The organism is Asaia lannensis NBRC 102526 (assembly GCF_024054035.1).
Classification (GTDB): domain Bacteria; phylum Pseudomonadota; class Alphaproteobacteria; order Acetobacterales; family Acetobacteraceae; genus Asaia; species Asaia lannensis.
This window is the reverse complement of sequence record NZ_JAMXQU010000004.1, coordinates 231173-252172: the sequence shown is the minus strand read 5'-3', so window position 1 is coordinate 252172 and position 21000 is coordinate 231173. Positions and strand designations below refer to the sequence as shown.

Below are 21000 nucleotides of genomic sequence, written 5' to 3'. Positions count from 1 at the left end.
CCGTGAGTGGTTTTTTCTCGAAGTGGCGACGTCGGGGTCATGCCACCACGGCGTCGTCCCGCCCGGGTGCGGGGCCGGACGATGCGATCGGTACGCTCGTTCCTCAGGCGGAAGCTCTCCTGCCTTCGCTGGTCGATGAAGCCGACCGTATCGGCAGACAGTTGCGCACCGGCCTTCACCACCAGCATCGTGCCGGTGCGGGTGAGGATTTCTGGCAGTACCGCCCCGCTCACGATCATGAGCCCGCCCATCGCATCGACTGGCGTCAGTCGGCACGCAGCGACCAGCTCTGGGTGCGCGAACGCGAGGCTGAGGGCGCGCAGCTTCTCTCCCTCTGGTGCGATCCGTCCCCCTCCATGGTCTGGCGTTCGCGCGCGGACCTTCCGGAAAAGCGCAGTCAGGCGCGATTGGCAACGCTTGCCGTGGCAGCGGCCGCCCTTCATGGGGGCGAGCGTGTTGCGCTGCTCAACGGCCTGGAGCAGGGGCGTTCGCTCAGTGGGCCCCATTCCCTGCCGCGTCTTGCCCAGAACCTGCTATCCGGTCGGGCCGACCCACTGCCGCAACTGGATGCGCTACGCCCTTTCGGGCAACTCGTGCTTGTCAGCGATTTCCTTTTTCCACCGGAAATCCTTGAGCGTCTGCTGCGCGATATCGCTGCCCGTCCGACGCGTACCGAACTGTTCTGCATTCTGGACCCGGCGGAGCGTAACCTGCCCTATGCAGGCCGCATCGCCTTCGACAGCCTGGAAAACGAGGCGTCGCTCGTCCTTCCTGCGGTCGAGACACTGAGAGATTCCTACGAACGCGAAATGCATGCTCATCTTGCACAGATGACGGCACTCGCCCGGGCTCATCGTGCGGGCTTTACAGTTCATCATACCGATCAGCCCCTGATGCCTGCCCTGCTGTCCCTTTATGCGCGCCTCAGCGGGGGAAAGCTGCATTCATGATTTTCCTCTCTCCCCTTGCGCTCTTCGGCCTCGCCGCGCTGCCGCTCCTGTACTGGCTGGTCAAGGCGACACCGCCACCACCGAAAACCCAGAGCTACCCCTCCCTCGAAATTCTCCGCCGTCTCGTTCCCGGGCGATCCGATACCGCGCGCTCGCCCCTGTGGCTGCTGGTTCTGCGCCTGCTGGCCGTTACCCTGCTGGTGCTCGGTCTTGCCCAGCCAATCTGGCTCGGGCGCAGCGTCACAACCGGGATCGATCGCGATCTGGTTCTGACACTCGATAATGGCTGGGCCGCCGTCCCGCACTGGCAGGAGAGACTGCGCGCCGCACGCAGCCTTGCGGAACAGCGCTTTCGCGCCGGTCATGCCGTCACGCTCGTTCTGTCCGCTCCCGATCCGGATGGCAGCATGGCAGCCCCCTTCACGACGAAGGATCGCGCCCGTTTCGAAGAACGCCTGCTGGGGCTTTCACCCCATTCATGGCCGTCCGATCGCCTCAGTACAGCCCATATTCTCGACACGCTGTCGCATACGGCATCGAACGACGTCCTGCCCGTTCTCGTGTTTCTTTCCGATGGCGTGGCGACCGGGGCGGACACTGCGCTCAGGCAAGCGATTACCGGATTCGGGGCTGGCATACGCGATATGCGCTGGCCCGGTTGCGATACGGTGCTGCTCGCCGCCCATGAAGGGGACAATTCCGCCCTTTCTGTCACGGCAAGCGGTCTGCCCTGCCCGGCTCGCCCACTGAAACTGCGTGTGAGAGCAGAGAATGGTGGAACGCTCACCGTCGTACCGCTCTCGGACAGCGCAAATCACCTGACCGATATTCCCTTACCGCCCCTGCTGCGCAACCGTGCCGCCAGAATCGTTCTCGAGGACGATGCGGCGCCCCTGCCCGGTCCCTCCGCCATTGCCCTGCTGGATGAAGGCGAGCACCGTCATCCTGTCGGTCTGGTCACACCGGGCACACAGGACACGCCCCTTACAGGCCAGGGTTTTTTCCTTGCTCAGGCTATCAAGGGCGTCGGTGAGCTCCATCGCGGTCCTCTCCCGGCGCTTCTCAAACAGAAGCTCTCTGTTCTCGTGGCAACCGACGGAACACTGGGCGATGAAGCGACACGTCATCTTGTGGCCGACTGGGTGCGCCATGGCGGCGTGCTCATCCGCTTCGCTGGTCCCGTTCTTGCCTCTGATCCGCAGGCCGCGCAGCACGACATGGGCAAAACGCTTCTGCCTGTGCCCCTGATGAACGGCATGAGGCAGCTTGGCGGCCCCATGTCCTGGGGCAAACCACAGGTTCTGTCGGATTTTGCCGAGCACTCTCCCTTCAACGGCCTTGCCCTGCCGAAAGAGGTCACGGTCACACGTCAGGTGCTTGCAGAACCGACATCCGATCTGGGTACGCATGTCTGGGCCCGTCTGAGCGATGGCACGCCTCTGGTGACAGCCAGCGCCTTCGGTCAGGGAGAGCTCGTCCTGTTTCATGTGACAGGCACGGCAGACTGGTCGAGCCTGCCATTATCAGGTCTCTTTCCGGCCATGCTCGAGCGCCTTGTCGATCGTTCGATGGGTCAGCAGACCGATAATGCGGCCCGTCAGCTCGCTCCCTTCTCCATGCTCGACGCTCATGGCCAGCTCGTTGCGCCGCCTGAAGCCGCCCGGCCGATTCTGGCGCGTGCACTGGCGACGACCATGCCCGATGTGCAGCACCCGCCCGGCTATTACGGGCCTCATCTGGCGCGCAAGGCTTTCAATCTTGGCGGTCATCTGCCAGCCCTCATGCCCGAGCCGCTTCTGGGCAAAAGCCTGACGCCTGATCGTGTCTCGCCGGACCGCGCTCTGGCGCCCTTGCTTGTCGGAGCGGGCTTCCTGATCCTGATTGCGGATTTCCTGATCGCTCTCTGGCTGCGCGGACTGCTCGGGCGCATCACCATGATCGCGCTTGTCGCTCTCGTCACTCTCTACCCGCTCGCACAGGCCAGAGCGCAGGATGAAGATGAAGGATCGGCCCCCAAAGCGGTCACGCATGGCATCGTGCCCGGTGCTGCACTCGAAACGCGGCTGGGCTATATCCTGACCGGACATGACGATATCGACCAGGCCTCGAAAGAGGGCCTGCAAGGCCTGTCCAATTACGCCACCGATCGTTCATCGGCCGTTATGGGTCATCCGGATGGCCTGGTGCCAGGCAAGGACGATCTGGCCTTTTACCCGCTGATCTACTGGCCGATCACCGACGATGTGCAGGAAGATGCGAAGCGCTCTGCCGCGCTGAACAGCTTCATGGCGCATGGCGGCATCTTGATGCTCGACACCCAGGGGGTCGGCTCCGACCTGTCCACGCAGGATGAAGGGCAGATGCGGTCCGCACTCCGGCGTGCAACGGCGGGTCTGGTCGTACCGCCGCTCTCGAAGCTCGACGATCACCATGTGCTCGCCCACAGCTTCTATCTCCTGCACGACTTCCCCGGTCGCGTTCAGGGCCTGCCCGTCTGGGTGGCGCGCAGTGGCGACGACAGCAATGACGATGTCAGCCCGATCATTATCGGCGCAGGGGACTGGGCCCATGCCTGGGCCATGGATGCGCAGGGCAATACGCCCTATGCCGTCATCCCCGGTGGCGAAGACCAGCGTACGCAGGCCTATCGCTTTGGCGTCAATCTTCTGCTCTATGCCCTGACCGGCAATTACAAGGCCGACCAGATGCGCGTTCCCGAACTCCTGAAGAGGATGGAACAATGAGCCATCTTACCTTCATGCCGCTCGTTCCTCTCTGGATGCTCGAAGCGTCTGCAGCGCTCGTCGCGGTTCTGGGTGCCTATGCCATACTGCGTCGCGCACCGGGCAGCGTGGCGCGCGTTCTGGCCCTCCTGCTCGTTCTGCTATGGCTGAGCGGGCCGCGTCTGAGCCGCCCGTTCTTCGAACCCTCTCCTCAGGATGTTCTGCTCGTCGTCGATCATTCCCCCTCGATGGCACTGCGCAACCGTCTGGACACAGCCGAGAAAATCGCCTCGCGCCTGCAGCAATCGGCCCATGACCTGCCGGGGCTGACCCTGCATACGCTCACGGTACAGGGCGGTGGAGGTCACGGCACACGTTTGTTCGATGCCATCGATCAGGCCGATTTTCCACCGGGACGTTTCAGCGGTGCCATCATGGTGACCGATGGCATGGTGCATGACACGCCTTCTGCCCTGCCCCGTATCTTCACGCGTGACGGCAAGACCCTGCCGCTCCATGTCCTGCTGACCGGCAAGGGTGAGGAAACGGACCGTCGTCTGCGCGTATTGCAGGCCCCGCCCTATGCGCTTGTCGGCAAGGAGGCCACCATACGGGTCGTCGTGGACGATCTGGGCGCGCGTGCGAAACAGCCTGTCACGTTGACGCTCAATCAGGGTGAAGAGCCGCCACGCACCATCGACGCGCTGTCAGGCGAACCGGTCGATATCAGCGTGCCGGTCCGTCGCCCCGGTGAAATGCTCGTGACCCTGACGGCCGGGCCGCTCGCAGGTGAAGTCAGCACGCGCAACAACAATGCGCTCGTACGTATCAACGGCGTGCGCGACAGGCTGAAAGTGCTGCTCGTATCGGGCACACCCAATCAGGGAGAGCGCGTCTGGAGGCGCCTGCTCAAGGCCGACCCCTCGGTCGATCTCGTGCATTTCACCATTCTGCGGCCGCCCGACAAGGACGATGGCACACCGCTTTCCGATCTCGCCCTGATTCCGTTCCCGATCAAGGAGCTGTTCCAGGACCGGATCAAGCAGTTCGATCTCATCATCCTCGACGGATTCCACAATGCGGGAATTCTGCCTCAGGATTATCTCGCCAATATTGCCGATTACGTGCGCGAGGGCGGTGGCCTGCTGCTGACGGCCGGTCCGGAATTCACCGAGGACGGTACGCTGCAGGACACGCCCCTGGCCGATATCCTGCCTGCCCATGTGCCGAGTAGCGGGGTCATCGACGAGCGTTTCGTACCCCAGCTTACAGAAGCGGGCAGACGCCATCCTGTCACTGCCGGCCTGCCGCAGCCCTGGGGCCCCTGGTACCGCGCCCTGGGGTCGGATCATGTTCATGGTACGGCCCTGCTCAACGGTCCCGGACAGCAGCCTCTTCTGGTTCTGGACAAGGTCCAGAAAGGTCGCGTCGCCCTTCTTCTGTCCGACCAGCTCTGGCTCTGGTCGCGTGGCGAGGGCGGAGGCGGTCCGCAGGCAGAGCTGCTGAAACGGCTGTCGCACTGGCTGATGAAAGAGCCCGATCTGGAGGAAAACCGGCTGCGCGCGGCAATCGCAGATAACAGCCTGCATATCGAGCGCCACAGCAATACGGAGCGTCTCGATGCCCCGGCGCTCGTGACATCGCCCGATGGCCATATCGCGAAAGTCGCGCTTCACCCTGAGGGCCATGGCGTTTTTGCAGCCAGCGTTTCGACGAATGGGATGGAAGGCCTGTGGACTGTCCGGCAAGACAATCTGATGGCCACGGCTGCCGAGGCATCGCGCAACCCGATGGAGTATTCGGATCTGCGTGCGACATCGAGCATCCTTGTTCCTCTCGCAAGCCAGTCGCACGGTTCGCTGCGCTGGATAGATCAGGCGAGCGCCATCCCGCAGATCAGGCAGATCGTCTCGGGCCCCAGCACCGGATCGGGCTGGATCGGCTTTCCGCGTCAGCTCGTTCCTGTTGCCTCATCGAGCCGACTGACCGCACTCTGTCCATCCTGGCTCGCACTGGTTGGCGTGCTCGTCCTTCTTTTTCTGGGCTGGTGGCGTGAAGGCCGGCTTCGCCGCCGATAGGGAGTCGCCAGCGTGTTAACGATCCTTTATAGTCAAACCATGCGCCATCCGAGACGTCACATGAATGTCCCAAGATTCTTCCCGCTGATGCTGACAGCAGCTCTTGCTGCGTCGCCGGTTTTCTTCGTGCCCTGGCATGCTGCTCATGCGCAGTCTGCCGATGATGCGGAAGCCGAACAGGAAGCCGAGGAAGCCCAGAAGAAGGCAGAGGCCCGTCGTGCAGCAAAAGCCGCTGCGCCGCCGTCGGCACTGCCGGGCGCCGATTCACAGGAGCAGGATGCCGGACACGCCAGTGTGGACCTCAACCCCACCGAGGCGCTTTTCGATGCCATCAATCGCGGCTCGCTGAACGCCGCGAAAGAAGCGCTCAACCGCGGTGCCGATATGAGTGCGAAAAACGTCCTGTTCCAGACGCCTCTGGATATGGCCATCGATCTGAACCGCAAGGATATCATGTTCCTGCTGTTGTCGATGCGCACCTACGATACGGATAACCGCATCGCTACCGAGACGACCCATTCCAGCATCGAAACCGATACCAAGGGCAACGGCCATCTGACGATCAAGGGCAAGGGCCGTCGCAATGCTGCGGCCATGGCTGTCGCCTCCAAACCCCGTTACGATGTCTCTGGCGGCCACCCGCAGCCGGATATCGGATTTCTGGGTTTCGGCGGCTAGAACCGGTCCTGACGACAGGGTCTTGAACGGTTCTGCCATATGCCGGTCCGGCAAATCTGCTGGACCGGGTTATCCTTCCTGAGCGAGCACCGCGCCCAGATTCTTACTAATGCCTGATGGCAAAACCGGCCTGACTGCACTGTCGGGCCGGAAGGACTATGCCATACACCGCCGGTCCGGGCCGTTTCAGGCCTTTCCTCAGTAGATTGGCTGATCGTGGCGTAAGCTGCGCGTCCACTCGGGCAGGGTCACTGTGGCTGCCACGAGCGGTGTTAAGGCATCGCGTCTGGCATCGATACGATACGCACCGGCCTGACGAACCCAGCTCGCCTCCTGCACATGGGCAAACAAACGCGGCTCCAGCTTGATCGTCGCCCTCATGGTCTGTCCGGGCATGAGGTCGAGCTTGGCAAACCCGACAAGCCGCGGCTGAAACGATGTATCGCCCTCGTGCCGTGCATAGATCTGCACCACTTCGGCCCCACGTACCGGGCCGGTATTGGTTACCGCGACACACGCGATCAGCGCCTCGGCATCGACTTCCAGCATTCCGTAATCGAAACGCGTATAGCTCAGACCGTAGCCGAAAGGATAAGCAACCGGTCGCCCCTGCCTTGAAAACCAGCGATACCCCGTATCGGCCCCTTCTATCGTGTAGTCACGATGGACGACTGGCTTGTCGACAGGCTGACCCGGATTCGAAATGACCGTCTCCGGATCGATCTGCCCGGGTCTTGGAAGATCGCTTTCGCTCAGCGGAATCGTAAATGGCAGACGGCCCGAAGGGTTCACTATTCCGAAAAGAATGCTCGCAATAGCCTCTCCACCGCCGGATCCGGCGTAGAATGCATTGAGTATGGCGGGGACATCGTCCCGCCATGGCATCAGGACGGGACCGCCGGTTTCGAGCACCACGACCGTGCGCCTGTTCGACGACGCGATACGTGCGATCAGCGCATCCTGCTCATCCGGCAGGGAAAGACCCTGTATATCCTGCCCCTCGCTTCGCCAGAGTTCGGCAAAAAAGATCACCGTATCGACCGTGGCCGCCAGCCTGACGGCGCGATCCGGATCGGTGCCATCGTCGTACGATACCTCGGCGTCGGGCACTGCCATGCGGATCGCATGAAGTGGCGATGAAGGATGATAGACTTTCTCCAGAGAGAGTCCGGCGAAACTGGCTCCTTCTAGCTTCAGACTTCCTTCAGGCGTCACCGAAGACGATCCTCCGCCTGAAAGGACGCCCCGATCGGCATGGGCACCCACAACCAGTATGGTCTGCCTGCCTGATGCGAGCGGCAGAAGCCCTTCCTCGTTGCGCAGCAGAACGATCCCGCCTTCTGCTGCACGCTGGGCGATACACTTATGGGCCGCATAGTCGATATCTCCCCCGGGTCGGGCAGGATTATCGATGGCCCCCGTTGCAAACAGACTGCGTAGCTGGCGCTCTATCGCGCGATCGAGACATTTCTCGGGAACCTCACCCCCTTCAATTGCCGCCTCCAGCGGCGCGGCGAAGAACGGCGCCGGGTCGATATTGGCACCGGACTGCACATCGAGCCCTGAGAGGATCGCCTTGACCGTGCTATGTGTCGCCCCCCAGTCGGACATGGCCCAACCACGATACCCCCAGTCGCGACGCAGGACATCGTTCAGCAGAAAAGCATTTTCAGAGGCCCAGGTGCCATTCACGAGATTATAGCCCGGCATGACGGCGCCCGGCTTGCCAAGCTCGATGGCAATCTCGAAAGCCAGAAGATCGCTCTCACGCAAGGCGTTCTCGTCGATATCCGAGCTGATCATGACACGCCCGGTTTCCTCCGGATTGATGGCATAATGCTTGATCGTCGAGACGACATTCTGCGACTGGATGCCGGCAACCGAACCGCCTGCAATATGTCCGGTCAGAAGCGGATCTTCAGAGATATATTCGAAAATGCGCCCACCGCGTGGCTCGCGCAGAAGATTGGCCCCGCCCCCCAGAACCACGTTGAACCCTTTTGCATGCGCCTCCCGTCCGACGACACGTCCTGTTTCGCGCGCCAGTTCCGGATCGAAAGACGCGCCCAGCATCAGGGATGATGGCAGTGCCGTCGCCGTGTCGCCGGGTCGGACATTGGCGAGATTACCTATTCCAAGACTCGCATCGCTTTGCTGCTGGGCAGGAATTCCAAGCTCCGGCATAGCCGGGAAATATCCGGCCGAACCGATCGCACCTTCGGGCTTCTCCTTCCCCTGCGCCGGTATTGCCATCGGGCCCGACACCCATGACAGTTTCTGCTCGCGTGTCATCGCCTGCGTGGCCTCCCTTGCGCGATCGTCCGGATCACGCGCAGGGTCGAGCCAGGGGATATTCTTGTAGGCGTCAGTCTTGTCCATGATCGGTATCTGCCTTGCGAAAATCAGCGGACACTCGCCGGTAGAACGATACGATATGCGGTCCTGCCGGGGATAAACCGGCCGCAATGAAGCATTCGCCTGCGAGCTTGCAGACGGAACGCGCAGAACCTGCGCAAGTGCTTCATCACAGAAGCGCGAAATACTTTGTCAATTGACTGTCATGACCCAGAAGCCCAGAGCGTGGCCCTGCCGATATGACTTTGTACTGGCTCCCGGATCGTTCGACTACCGATCAGGGCAGCGACAGAAACCGGACCTGTCCGGCAGAATACAGGGGGGCGGGCGAACTGCCTTCAGCCCACGTTGCGCAACGGGGCCTGAGCCTGTTCGGTACGCAGGATGTCGATCTGCAGGACTTCGCCCTCGCGCTCGAAATACCAGAACGTCCAGCCGTTGCAGGATGGCGCGTTCGTCAGGATCGCGCCCATCTTGTGAATGGAGCCGCGATGAGAGCCCGAAACAAGGCTGCCATCGGGCATGACTGTCGCGCTGACACGGCGCTGACGATCGAACAAGACGGTGCCCGCTGGCAGGGCGCCCTGCTCGACGAAGCTGCCGAAGGGCACGCGTGGCATTTCGCGCTTTGCCGGGGTGATGGCGAGCTGATCGTCGGAGAGACGTGTCTCCGCAGCAACGCGCGCACGCGCCGCCTCGATATAATCGGGATGGCGCTCGATCCCGATGAAACGACGGCCCAGACGCTTGGCCATAGCCGCTGTCGTACCGCTCCCGGAGAACGGGTCGAGCACGATATCATCGACCACGGTCGAGGCGATAAGTACGCGATGCAGCAGGCTCTCGGGTTTCTGCGTCGGGTGAAGCTTGAGACCATGGGCATTGCGCAGACGCTCATTGCCGGTGCAGAGCGGCAGATACCAGTCGCTGCGCATCTGCATGTCGTCGTTGAGTGCCTTCATCGCCTGATAGTTGAAGCGATATTTGCTCTCAGGACCGCGTGCAGCCCAGATCAGCGTTTCATGCGCGTTGGTAAAGCGACGACCACGGAAATTGGGCATCGGGTTTGCCTTGCGCCAGACAATATCGTTGAGGATCCAGAACCCCAGATCCTGCATGATGGCGCCAAGGCGGAATACATTGTGATAGGACCCGATCACCCAGATCGTGCCGTCCTTCGTCAGAAGGCGACGCGCCTCCGCCAGCCATTCGCGGGTAAAACTGTCATAGGTCGCGTAATCGGCAAATTTGTCCCATGCATCGTCGACACCATCGACCACGCTTTCATCCGGCCGACGCAGCTCGCCACGAAGCTGAAGATTGTATGGCGGGTCGGCAAAAATGCAGTCGATGCTCGCATCGGGCAGTCCACGCATCGTATCGATGCATTCACCACACAGGATCTGATCGAGGGGAAAATCCTGCATCATATGGCTCCGGCCGAATGGTGTGCGCCTGACAGACGGGCGCGTATGGGGGCAAAATCGCGTCGATGATGGGGGGTAACCCCGGCCTTTGTCAGACCGGCCATATGCAGGGCCGTGCCGTACCCGGCATTCTTTTCCCAGCCATAGGAAACGTGACGCTCGGAAAGCCGTGTCATCAGCCGGTCGCGTTTGACCTTGGCAATGATCGAGGCACCCGCGATCGACAGGCTCTTTCTATCGCCGCCCACGATGGCAATTGCCGGACACGGCATGGCAAACAGGCGATTGCCATCGACAAGAGCCAGATCGGGCTCGACGTCAAGATGATGCAAAGCGCGCTGCATCGCGAGATGACACGCCTTGCCGATATTGAGCTTTTCGATTTCAGCGACCGATGCCGCACCGAGCCCGATACGCACTGAGGGCGCAGCCATCAGCGCTGCATAGGCCGCCTCGCGTTTTTTCACGGTCAGACGCTTTGAATCGTCGATCAGGGAAGACAGGGCCTCATCGGGCGGGGTGAGAAACACCAGCGCTGCCGCGATAACGGGCCCGGCAAGTGGGCCGCGGCCCACCTCATCGAGACCGACCACCCTCTTTTCCGGTGCCCCATTGGCAGATTCGAGAGAATAGTCAGGCATACGCGGTTGCAAATTCCCTGGCAGTGAAAACAGAACAGACTGCCCGAGTCGCACAGTCGTACGAATCGCTTTTGAATCACCCGAATCGCGCTGTAAAGCCCTGCGACACGTCCAATAAACTTTTTTATGATGTCAATACGAAGAAAGGGGACCACATCGCTGTGATCCCCCTCCAGTTCTCGTTCTGTACTGGTCTTACTTCTTTTTGGAGCGACCGAAGAACAGCGCACCGAGAATAGTACCGACGAGGATCGCAACACTGAGCGAGATCAGCGGACGATCCTGAACGAAGGCTGTAGCCTTTTCGAGCGTCGTCTCTGCATCGTCATACAGATCGGCGAATTCCTGCTGGGCCATGCCGGAGAGCTGATCGATCTTGCCCTCTGCCTGAAGCTTGGAATCACCCGTCAGACCGCCAGCAGCGTCCTTGAGACGGCCCTTGGCTTCATCGAGCAGGCCCTCGCCCTTTTTTTCTACTGCATCGGTCATTGTCATAATCCTTTCACCAAACGGACTTGAAAACATCCGTGACGATAGGACGAACGGCGCATAAGCAAAACGGTTTCCTCGACATTTCCGCATAATTCATGAGCGCGAAACCAGCGGGATGTAACGTGGGTTATTGTGAATTGTTTCGTCATTGAACTAGAATTTAGCTGACGTCATGACAGGACGGCCTCAAATAACGTATGTCTCAGACACCAGACGGCGCATGTGACCCCCTCTGGTTTTGGGTGATGGAAGACGAGAAGAAATGACTGACCAGACGGGCCCCGACCGGACCCAGCCTGCGCGCCATGCTGCGCCCCACGCTTCTGCCTCGCCCCCGCCGGGCAAGCCGCGCCGCAAGAGGCGTCTGGCCTTCATTATCGGCGGTGTGATCGTTCTGCTTCTTGCTGTCGCCTTCCTGCGTCCGCACTCCGCCACGCGCCATGGCGGCCATGGCAGTCACCACAATGGCACAGGCGCGCAGCGCAACAGCGATGCGACGCCTGTCGCGGTGGCCGTTGTCAAAACCGGCGATATGCCTGAGATCCTGACAGAGCTCGGCACGGTCGTGCCGATCACCAACGTGACCGTTCAGGCGCGTGTGAGCGGCTACATCATGAACGTTGCCTTCAAGGAAGGGCAGCACGTCAAGGCAGGTGACGAGCTCGTCCTGATCGACCCGCGCCCCTATCAGGTCGCGCTCGAACAGCAGCTGGGCACGCTTAAACAGGATCAGGCCCAGCTGGCCGATGCCAGGATCAACGCAGGCCGCTACGACAAGCTGATCAAGCAGAACTCGATCGCCGCCATGACGGCCATCGATGCGCAATACAAGGTCCAGCAGCTTGAAGGCACGGTGAAACTCGACCAGGCCAATGTCGATAACGCACGCCTGAACCTTTATTACTGCCATATCATCGCTCCGGTAGACGGTCGCGTGGGTATTCGCGCCGTTGACATGGGCAATTACTTCACAGCGGGGCAGTCGGGCGGCCTGACAATCCTGACGCAGATGCAGCCGATCTCGGTCATCTTTACCCTGCCGCAGGATCAGCTGCCGCAGGTAGTGGATCGGCTGCGCGCGGTCGGCCAGCTTCCTGTCGAGGCCTGGGACAGCGCAAACCTGAACAAGATCGCTTCAGGCACAGTCAAGGCGCTGGACAGCCAGATCGATACCGCAACCGGCACAGTGCGCATGCGTGCGATTTTCAGCAACGAAGACGAACATCTGTTCCCGAACCAGTTCGTCAATGCGCGCCTGCTTGTCGATACGCTGCATGATGTGATCCTGCTCTCGTCCAACGCGCTCCAGACAGGCCCCGATGGCCAGTTCGTCTATGTCGTGAAGGATGACAATACGGTCGAGGTGCGCAACGTCACGACCGGCATTGCCAGCCATGACGTGACGGTCATCAAGACCGGGCTCAAGCTGGGCGAGCGCGTGGTGACGGACGGCACCAATCATCTGCGTCCCGGCGCCAAGGTGAGCATCCCAGCCGATAACGCATCGGATAACGGGAACAAGGGCGATGCCTCCAACACGCCCGCTGCACCGCCCGCCCCTGCCGCCAAGCCAGCGCAGTAAGCCCCGCCCATGAATCCTTCTCGTCTCTTCATCGATCGTCCGGTCGCCACATCGCTTCTGATGCTGGCGATCATGCTGACCGGTCTGCTCGGCTATCACTTCCTGCCGATCTCGGCCCTGCCCCAGGTGGAGTATCCGACGATCACGGTTTCGACCTTCTATCCGGGCGCAGGCCCGGACGTGATGGCGACCTCGGTCACAGCACCGCTCGAAACGCAGCTCGGCCAGATGCCCGGCCTCGACCAGATGACATCGCAGTCATCGGGCGGCGCTTCGGTCATCACGCTGCGCTTCGGGCTCGATATGTCGATGGATATTGCCGAGCAGGAAGTTCAGGCAGCCATCAACCAGTCAAACTCGCTTCTGCCCACCGATCTTCCGGCGCCGCCGATCTATGCCAAGGTCAATCCGGCCGATACGCCTGTGCTCACCCTGGGTATCACCTCACGCACCCTGCCTCTGACCGAGGTGCAGGATTTCGTGAATACGCGCCTGCAGCAGCGTGTCAGCCAGATTTCGGGCGTGGGGCTAGTCACCCTGTCGGGCGGCAACCGCAAGGCCATACGCGTTCGGATCAACATCCCCAAACTGACCTCCTACGGTATCGCCATCGATACGGTGCGTACCACCATCGGCACGGTCAATATCAACTCCCCCACCGGCACATTCGACGGGCCGCATCGTTCGACCACCCTGCGTATCGACGGACAGATTTCCTCCGTCGACCAGCTGATGAACCAGATCATTGCCTATCAGAACAACGGCCCGATCCGCCTGCGCGATGTCGGCACCGTGGTACAGGGGCCTGAAAACGACCAGCTTGCCGCCTGGTCGGACAAGACGCCCGCACTGATCCTGAACGTCCAGCGCCAGCCCGGCGCCAATGTGATTTCGGTGGTCGATAACGTGCTGGCCGTGCTGCCTCAGCTACGCAAGACCCTTCCGCCCGGCATCGAGATCACCCCACTCACCGATCGCACCACCACCATTCGCGCCTCGGTGGCCGATGTGGAGTTCGAGCTTGCCATGGCCATGCTGCTCGTGGTGGCCGTGATCTTCGTGTTCCTGTTCAATGTGCCTGCCACCATCATACCGAGCCTGAGCGTGCCGCTCTCGCTCATTGGCACGCTGGCGGTGATGTATCTGCTCGATTTCTCGCTCGACAACCTCTCGCTCATGGCCCTCACCATTGCGACGGGCTTCGTGGTCGATGACGCCATCGTGGTGATCGAGAATATCGCGCGCTATATCGAAATGGGCGAAGACCGCTACACGGCAGCCGTCAAGGGCTCGCAGGAGATCGGCTTTACTATCATCTCGCTGACGGTCTCGCTGATTGCCGTGCTGATCCCGCTGCTGTTCATGAGCGATGTGGTCGGTCGTCTCTTCCACGAATTTGCCATGACGCTGGCCATTACCATCGTGATTTCGGCCATTGTCTCCATCACGCTGGTGCCCATGATGTGTGCCCGCCTGCTGAGCGAACGCGTGCATGACGAACACGCCACCACGCGTTTCCAGCGTGTGGCGGCCCGCGTCGGCAAGGCCATCGACCGCATGATCGCGACCTATGCACGCTGGCTCGATTTCGTGCTGCGTCATCAGACCGCAACCCTGCTCGTCGCACTGGGCACCTTCGTGCTGACCGTGTTCCTGGCCGTGATCATCCCCAAAGGGTTCTTCCCCCGACAGGATACGGGTTTGGTGCAGGGCATTACCGAAATGGCGCAGGCCATCTCGTTCGACAGCATGAAAAAGCATCAGGAGGCGGTTATCGCCGCCGTGCTCGAAGACCCCGATGTGGCCAGCGTGTCCAGCTTCGTCGGTATCGACGGGCAGAACATGACGCTCAATGTCGGGCGTATGCTGATCAATCTCAAACCTCTGGAACAACGCACGAGCAGCCTCTCCGCCATTCTCAGGCGGCTTGCAGAGCGGGGAAGCTCGACACCCGGTGCGCGACTGTTCCTTCAGCCCGTGCAGGATCTGTCGCTCGATTCAACGGTCTCGGCCACACAGTACCAGTTCCTGCTCGAAAACCCCGATTACGACACGTTCAAGACCTGGGTGCCCAAGCTGCTTACTGCCCTGCAGCAGGAACCCGCCCTCTCTGATGTCACGTCCGATCTTCAGGCCGAAGGGCTGGTTGCCCATGTCGATCTCGATCGCACCAATGGCGCGCGCTACTCCATCACGCCGCAGACCATCGATAACCTGCTTTATGACAGCTACGGCCAGCGCCAGATCTCGACCATCTACACACAGTCCAACCAGTATCGCGTGATCCTGGAAACCGAGCCACGCTTCCAGCACGATCTGGCAAGCCTGAACCAGCTCTATCTGCCCGGTATTTCCAGCGAAGCCGGACAGAGCTCGACCGGCCCGACGCGCCTGCCCACCTCCGGCCTTGTGCCCCTGCATCAGGTGACGACAATTACCAAGGGGCTCGCCCCGCTGCTGATCACGCATTTCGGCCAGTTCCCGGCGACCACCGTGTCGTTCAACGTGGCCGATGGCTATTCCCTCGGTGCCGCAACGAACGCCATCGACCATGCCGCATCGAGCATCGGTCTGCCGCCCGCGTTCCAGACGGCGTTCCAGGGTACGGCTGCTGCGTTCCGGTCCTCGCTCAGCAATGAACTCTATCTGGTGATCGCGGCGCTCGTGGCCGTCTATATCGTGCTGGGTGTGCTCTATGAGAGCTTCATCCACCCGATCACCATTCTCTCCACCCTGCCCTCTGCCGCCATCGGTGCGCTGCTTGCGCTTTCGCTTTGCGGCATGGATCTGGATGTCATGGGCATTATCGGCATCGTGCTGCTGATCGGCATCGTAAAGAAAAACGCCATCATGATGATCGACTTCGCGCTTGAGGCAGAACGTCTGGATGGGCTTTCTCCTTTCGATGCCATACGCCGTGCAGCGCTGCTGCGTTTTCGCCCGATCCTGATGACCACCCTTGCAGCCTTCTTCGGGGCTCTGCCGCTGATGCTCGGCCACGGCGTTGGCTCGGAGCTGCGTCGTCCTCTGGGCGTGTCCATTGTGGGCGGCCTGCTGCTTTCCCAGTTGCTTACCCTGTTCACCACCCCTGTCATCTATCTGCTCATGGATCGTATTGCGGCTGCCACACGTCGCCGCTTCGGGCTGCGTTCGATGTCTGAACGCCTTGCCGAACAGGGTGGCGAGTGAACATCACACGCCCCTTCATTCTGCGGCCGGTCGCCACATCGCTTCTGACCGCAGCAATGCTGATCGCCGGACTTCTGGCCTATACCATGCTGCCCGTGGCCGATCTGCCCAATGTGGATATGCCGGTCATCATGGTGCAGGCCCAGCAATCGGGCGGATCACCCACCGAGATTGCCAGCACCATTGCAGCCCCTCTGGAGCGGCATCTGGGCGCCATTGCCGGCCTGACCGAAATGACCTCGCAATCCATGGTCAACCAGGCGCGCATCATCCTGCAGTTCGATCTGTCGCGCGATATCAACGGCGCTGCACGCGATGTCGAAGCCGCGCTTCAGGCGGCCCGCGCCGATCTGCCTACCACGCTGCGCACCAATCCCAGTTATCAGAAGGCCAATCCGAACGGTGCGCCCATTCTGGTCATGGCGCTGACGTCGCCGACCAAGACACCGGCCATGCTGTACGACGAGGCGACGAACGTCCTGCAGCAGCAGCTCAGTCAGGTTCAGGGCGTGGGCGAGGTGGAAGTCGGCGGCGGTGCGCTGCCTGCCGTCCGTGTCGAGGTCAATCCGCTCCTGCTTTACAAATTCGGTATCGGCTTCGAAGACGTACGTGCAGCACTTGCCTCGGCCAATGCCCATACACCCAAGGGGTTTATCGATCAGGGCGGCTACCGCTTCACGCTGGACACGAACGACCAGGCCGAAAAGGCCCAGGCCTATCGCGATCTGATTGTCGCCTATCGCAACGGTCGCCCGGTGCGCCTGTCGAGCGTGGCCGAAATCAATGACAGTGTGGAAAACCTGCGTACGCTCGGGGTCTATAACGGCCAGCGCGCCGTAGTCGGGCTGGTTTTTGCCCAGGCGGGCGCAAACGTGGTCAAGACCACGGATGAAATCAAGGCGCGCCTGCCGCTCATACGCGCGGCCCTGCCCCCCGATATCGATCTGCATATCGCCGTCGACCGCTCCACGACCATACGCGCCGCACTGGACGACACCAAGCTTACCCTCATTCTCGCCGTGGTTCTGGTCGTGCTTGTCGTGCTGGTGTTCCTGCAATCGGCGCCAGCCATACTCGTGCCCGCCATTGTGGTGCCCACTTCCATTATCGCCACGTTCGCGGTGATGAAGCTTCTTGGCTATCAGCTCGACAACATGTCGCTCATGGCGCTGACCATCTCGACCGGCTTCGTTGTCGATGACGCCATTGTCGTGCTGGAAAACATCACACGCTATCTGGAAGAGGGTCTGTCCCCGCTCAAGGCTGCACTGATCGGATCGGGCGAGGTCGCGTTTACCGTGGTCTCTATCACCCTGTCCCTGATTGCTGTTTTCGTGCCGATCATACTTCTGGGCGGCATTGCGGGACGGCTGTTTCACGAATTTGCCATGACCATCTCGATCACGCTGGTGATCTCGATGATCCTGTCTCTTTCGCTCACCCCCATGATCTGCGCGATGCTCCTCCGCCCTGCGAAGGCGGTGCACAAACGCGCACGCATTGCCATAATCGTCGATCGCGAGATCACGCGCATAACGAATGGCTATGTGGCCTCGCTGGACTGGTCTTTGCGCCATCGCTGGCTCATGCTGCTCAGCCTGCCGCTCACGCTGGTCATTGCCGGGGCGCTTTTCGTCAAAATGCCCAAGGGATTCTTTCCCGATGAAGATACGGGCATGATGATGGGCCACATCATCGGCGATCAGTCTTCATCCTTCACCCAGATGAGCCAGAAGACCTATGACGTAGCCAGGACAGTCTCGAAAGATCGCGACGTTGCGGCGATTGTCGGCTTTCTGGGCGGACGTCAGGCGAACCAGGCCAATCTCTTCGCGTCGCTCAAGGACAAATCGGCACGCGACGACACCGTAACCCAGACAATCGAGCGCCTTGGGCGGAAATTCAGCCATATGGTCGGGGCGGAGATTTTCTTCATGGCGCCCGGCGCCGTGCGTGCCGGTGCGCGTGGCGGCAATGCCTCATACCAATATGCGCTTCAGGGCCCCGATGCCGACGAGCTTTTCACCCTCACGCCCAAAGTGGTGGAAGCCTTTCAGAAAATTCCCGGCCTGATGGATGTTTCTTCCGATCTCAGCGAGGGCGGTGCAGCGCTTGACGTGAAAATCAACCGCGACCTGTCCTCACGTTTTCAGATCACACCGCAGCTCGTATCGAACATCCTGTTCGATGCCTACGGTCAGCGTGCCGCTTCGGTGATCTACAAACCCATCAACCAGTATCGCGTGATCATGGAAGCCGCGCCGCGCTTCTGGAAAGACCCGACCACGCTTCAGCAGGTCTGGGTCAGTACCGCCGGCGGTACGGCCGCAGGCAGTGTCGCCACCAACCGTATCCGTGTCGTGACGACTGGCACGACCTCCACGAGCGTCTCGACGGCGGACGCCAATTACCAGAACCAGATGGCGAACAGCCTTGCAGGTGGCAGCAATGCCTCGTCCGGCGCGGCAGTCACCACCAGCGCCGAGACCATGGTGCCGCTTTCGCTCACGTCACATATCGTTCCCGGCACGACGGCGCTCAGCGTCAACCATCAGGGCCAGTCTGTTGCCACGACCATTTCCTTCAATCTGAAACCCGGCGTCTCGCTTGGCGATGCGGTTACCGCAATCAACGCTGCTCTGGTCAAGCTGCATGTCCCCAGCGACATACAGGGCGGATTTGCAGGCAATGCGGCCCTGTTCCAGAAATCGGTCAATGACGAGCCGCTTCTGATCCTGGCAGCCCTTGCCGCGGTCTATATCGTGCTGGGCATCCTTTATGAGAGCCTCGTTCACCCGCTGACCATCCTCTCTACCCTGCCTTCTGCCGGTGTCGGCGCCATTCTCGCCCTGCAGATTTTCGGTGAGGAATTTTCGCTCATCGCCATGATCGGCGTCATACTGCTGATCGGCATCGTCAAGAAAAACGCCATCATGCTGATCGATTTTGCCATGCAGGCCCAGCGTGACGGTGCAACGCCCGAAGAGGCCATACGCCAGGCCAGCGCATTGCGTTTTCGCCCGATCATCATGACATCGCTGGCTGCGGCTCTCGGGGCTGTTCCGCTTATCATTTCCAATGGTTATGGTGCTGAGCTGCGCCGCCCTCTGGGCATTTCCATTCTTGGCGGTCTGGTGGTCAGTCAGGCCCTCACCCTTTACAGCACGCCCGCCGTGTTCCTGACGCTCGATGCAATGGGACGCAGGATGTCACGCTTTTTCCACTCCGTTTTCATGTTCTTCCGCCGGCCCCATCAGGATCAGATCCAAGGATGATTTCCTCTCCGTCCCGCTCCGCCAGACGTCTCTGCTTTCTCGCCGCCTGCAGCATGCCCATGCTCTCGGGATGCTTCATGGTGGGGCCGAACTACCATCGTCCTCACGCGGTAATCTCGGCCCGCTTCAAGGAGGCCCCCAAGCCACCGCCGGGCTGGGCTGTGGCCCAGCCGCAGCTTGCCGAAGCGCCCAAGGGGGCCTGGTGGGAAGTCTATAACGATCCGCAGCTGAACTGGCTTGAATCGCAGGTTGCGATCTCGAACCAGAACGTCAAGCAATACGAGGCACAGTTCCGCAAGGCCGAAGCCACGATCGATTCCATACGCGCCCAGCTTTTCCCGACGCTTTCGGGCACGTTCAGCTTCAGTCGTAACGCTCAGGGCAGTGGATCACGCAGCGCCAGCTCGGGATCTGTGGTCAACTACTCGAGTACCACCACAGTCAACACCTGGAATACCGGTCCTTCGGCTTCATGGACGCTCGATGTGTGGGGGCGCATACGTCGCCAGATCCAGCAGCAGGTGACGGCCACCCAGGCAAGCGCCGCCGATCTGGCCAATGCGCAGCTTTCATATCAGTCCCAGCTCGCCAATGCCTATTTCAACCTGCGCTATCAGGACAGCCTGAAGAAGCTCTATGAGGATAATGTCGGCTATTTCCGTCAGGCACTGAGCATCGTGCAGAACCAGGTCGATGCCGGCGTGACGGATCCCAGTTCGCTCTGGCAGGCCCGTTATCAGCTTCAGCAGACCGAGGCACAGGCCACACAGGCCAGCATTACACGCGCCCAGTACGAACATGCCATTGCCGTGCTGATCGGACGTGCACCGGCCGATCTCACCATCCCTGTGGGGTCCCTGGCCCTGACCTTGCCAGCCATACCGACGGCCATCCCGTCGGTCCTGCTGCAGCGCCGTCCTGACGTCGCCGCAGCCGAACGCAACATGGAAGGCTATAACGCCGAGATCGGCTATTACATCGCCGCGTTCTATCCCGAGATTTCGGTCAGTGCGAGCTACGGCTATAGCGGCAATCCGCTCCAGACACTGATTCAGGCTGCCACACGCTTCTGGTCGCTTGGCGCGTCATCGACCGAGACCCTGTTCAATGGCGGTGCCCGTACCGCCGCAGTACGCGAAGCGCGGGCCGATTACGACGCCTCTGTCGCAACCTACCGACAGACCGTACTTACGGCGCTGCAAGGCGTAGAGGACAACATGTCCAATCTGCGCATTCTGGAGCAGCAGCTCGCCCAGCAGGATGTTGCCGTGAAATCGGCTCAGGAGGCGGTACGCGTTTCTCTGAACGAATATATGGCGGGCACCCAGACCTATACGACGGTTCTGACCAGCCAGCAGAACGCCCTGAACTACGAGGTTCAGGCTCTAGGCATTCACCAGAGCCAGGCCATTGCCCATGTCGATCTGGTGGTGGCTCTTGGCGGCGGCTGGGACGTCTCGCAGCTGCCAAGCAAGGCCTCGCTGCAAACCAACAACCCACTCCTGCCCGAGTTCATGTCGAAGACCAGGCAATAGGACCGTGGTGCATGCCGGGACATGTTAACCCGGAAGGCAACAAAAAAGGGGAGAGCCGCAGGGCCCTCCCCTTTT

The 21000-nt window shown here is 60.9% G+C and carries 12 protein-coding genes; 8 read left to right on the top strand and 4 right to left on the bottom strand.

The features are described 5' to 3' along the window. Nucleotides 1-2: 2 nt before the first annotated feature. From NF685_RS07920 to NF685_RS07905, 4 genes are all read left to right on the top strand, one after another. Nucleotides 3-950, top strand: coding sequence for a DUF58 domain-containing protein (locus NF685_RS07920; protein ID WP_252849212.1), 948 nt, complete (start codon nucleotides 3-5; stop codon nucleotides 948-950). Next, nucleotides 947-3694: a DUF4159 domain-containing protein gene (locus tag NF685_RS07915; RefSeq protein WP_252849211.1), complete on the top strand. Its 2748-nt coding sequence runs from the start codon at nucleotides 947-949 to the stop codon at nucleotides 3692-3694. Before NF685_RS07920 ends, NF685_RS07915 begins: the two co-directional genes overlap by 4 nt. Further along, on the top strand, nucleotides 3691-5751 hold the full coding sequence (locus tag NF685_RS07910; RefSeq protein WP_252849210.1) for a VWA domain-containing protein: 2061 nt from the start codon (nucleotides 3691-3693) through the stop codon (nucleotides 5749-5751). Before NF685_RS07915 ends, NF685_RS07910 begins: the two co-directional genes overlap by 4 nt. 87 nt (nucleotides 5752-5838) lie before the next feature. Further along, nucleotides 5839-6429, top strand: a complete 591-nt coding sequence (locus NF685_RS07905) for an ankyrin repeat domain-containing protein (RefSeq protein WP_252849251.1) — start codon at nucleotides 5839-5841, stop codon at nucleotides 6427-6429. Nucleotides 6430-6627: 198 nt separating this feature from the next. Here the strand turns inward: NF685_RS07905 and NF685_RS07900 are convergent, their stop codons facing one another. The 4 genes from NF685_RS07900 to NF685_RS07885 all read right to left on the bottom strand — a co-directional run bounded on the left by NF685_RS07900 (nucleotide 6628) and on the right by NF685_RS07885 (nucleotide 11341). Further along, on the bottom strand, nucleotides 6628-8808 hold the full coding sequence (locus NF685_RS07900) for a beta-glucosidase family protein (protein WP_252849209.1): 2181 nt from the start codon (nucleotides 8806-8808) through the stop codon (nucleotides 6628-6630). Nucleotides 8809-9122: 314 nt separating this feature from the next. Then, nucleotides 9123-10211, bottom strand: coding sequence for a site-specific DNA-methyltransferase (locus tag NF685_RS07895; protein ID WP_373317793.1), 1089 nt, complete (start codon nucleotides 10209-10211; stop codon nucleotides 9123-9125). Continuing rightward, nucleotides 10211-10852 carry a ribonuclease HII gene (locus tag NF685_RS07890; protein ID WP_252849208.1) on the bottom strand — a complete coding sequence of 214 codons (642 nt, stop codon included), beginning with the start codon at nucleotides 10850-10852 and terminating at the stop codon, nucleotides 10211-10213. Before NF685_RS07890 ends, NF685_RS07895 begins: the two co-directional genes overlap by 1 nt. A 195-nt stretch (nucleotides 10853-11047) precedes the next feature. Next, nucleotides 11048-11341 carry a CsbD family protein gene (locus tag NF685_RS07885; protein WP_222546872.1) on the bottom strand — a complete coding sequence of 98 codons (294 nt, stop codon included), beginning with the start codon at nucleotides 11339-11341 and terminating at the stop codon, nucleotides 11048-11050. Between the two features lie 265 nt (nucleotides 11342-11606). On the opposite strand from NF685_RS07885, the gene NF685_RS07880 reads away from it, so the two are divergent. The 4 genes from NF685_RS07880 to NF685_RS07865 are packed head-to-tail and all read left to right on the top strand — an operon-like array spanning nucleotide 11607 to nucleotide 20925. Continuing rightward, nucleotides 11607-12926: an efflux RND transporter periplasmic adaptor subunit gene (locus tag NF685_RS07880; protein ID WP_252849207.1), complete on the top strand. Its 1320-nt coding sequence runs from the start codon at nucleotides 11607-11609 to the stop codon at nucleotides 12924-12926. 9 nt (nucleotides 12927-12935) lie between these two features. Continuing rightward, nucleotides 12936-16115: an efflux RND transporter permease subunit gene (locus NF685_RS07875; protein ID WP_252849206.1), complete on the top strand. Its 3180-nt coding sequence runs from the start codon at nucleotides 12936-12938 to the stop codon at nucleotides 16113-16115. Continuing rightward, complete coding sequence (locus NF685_RS07870) at nucleotides 16112-19390, top strand: efflux RND transporter permease subunit (protein ID WP_252849205.1); 3279 nt, start codon at nucleotides 16112-16114, stop codon at nucleotides 19388-19390. The genes NF685_RS07875 and NF685_RS07870 overlap by 4 nt, the downstream gene beginning before the upstream one ends. Continuing rightward, nucleotides 19387-20925 (top strand): efflux transporter outer membrane subunit, encoded by a 1539-nt coding sequence (locus NF685_RS07865; RefSeq protein WP_222546867.1) that lies wholly within the window; start codon nucleotides 19387-19389, stop codon nucleotides 20923-20925. Before NF685_RS07870 ends, NF685_RS07865 begins: the two co-directional genes overlap by 4 nt. Nucleotides 20926-21000: the final 75 nt, after the last annotated feature.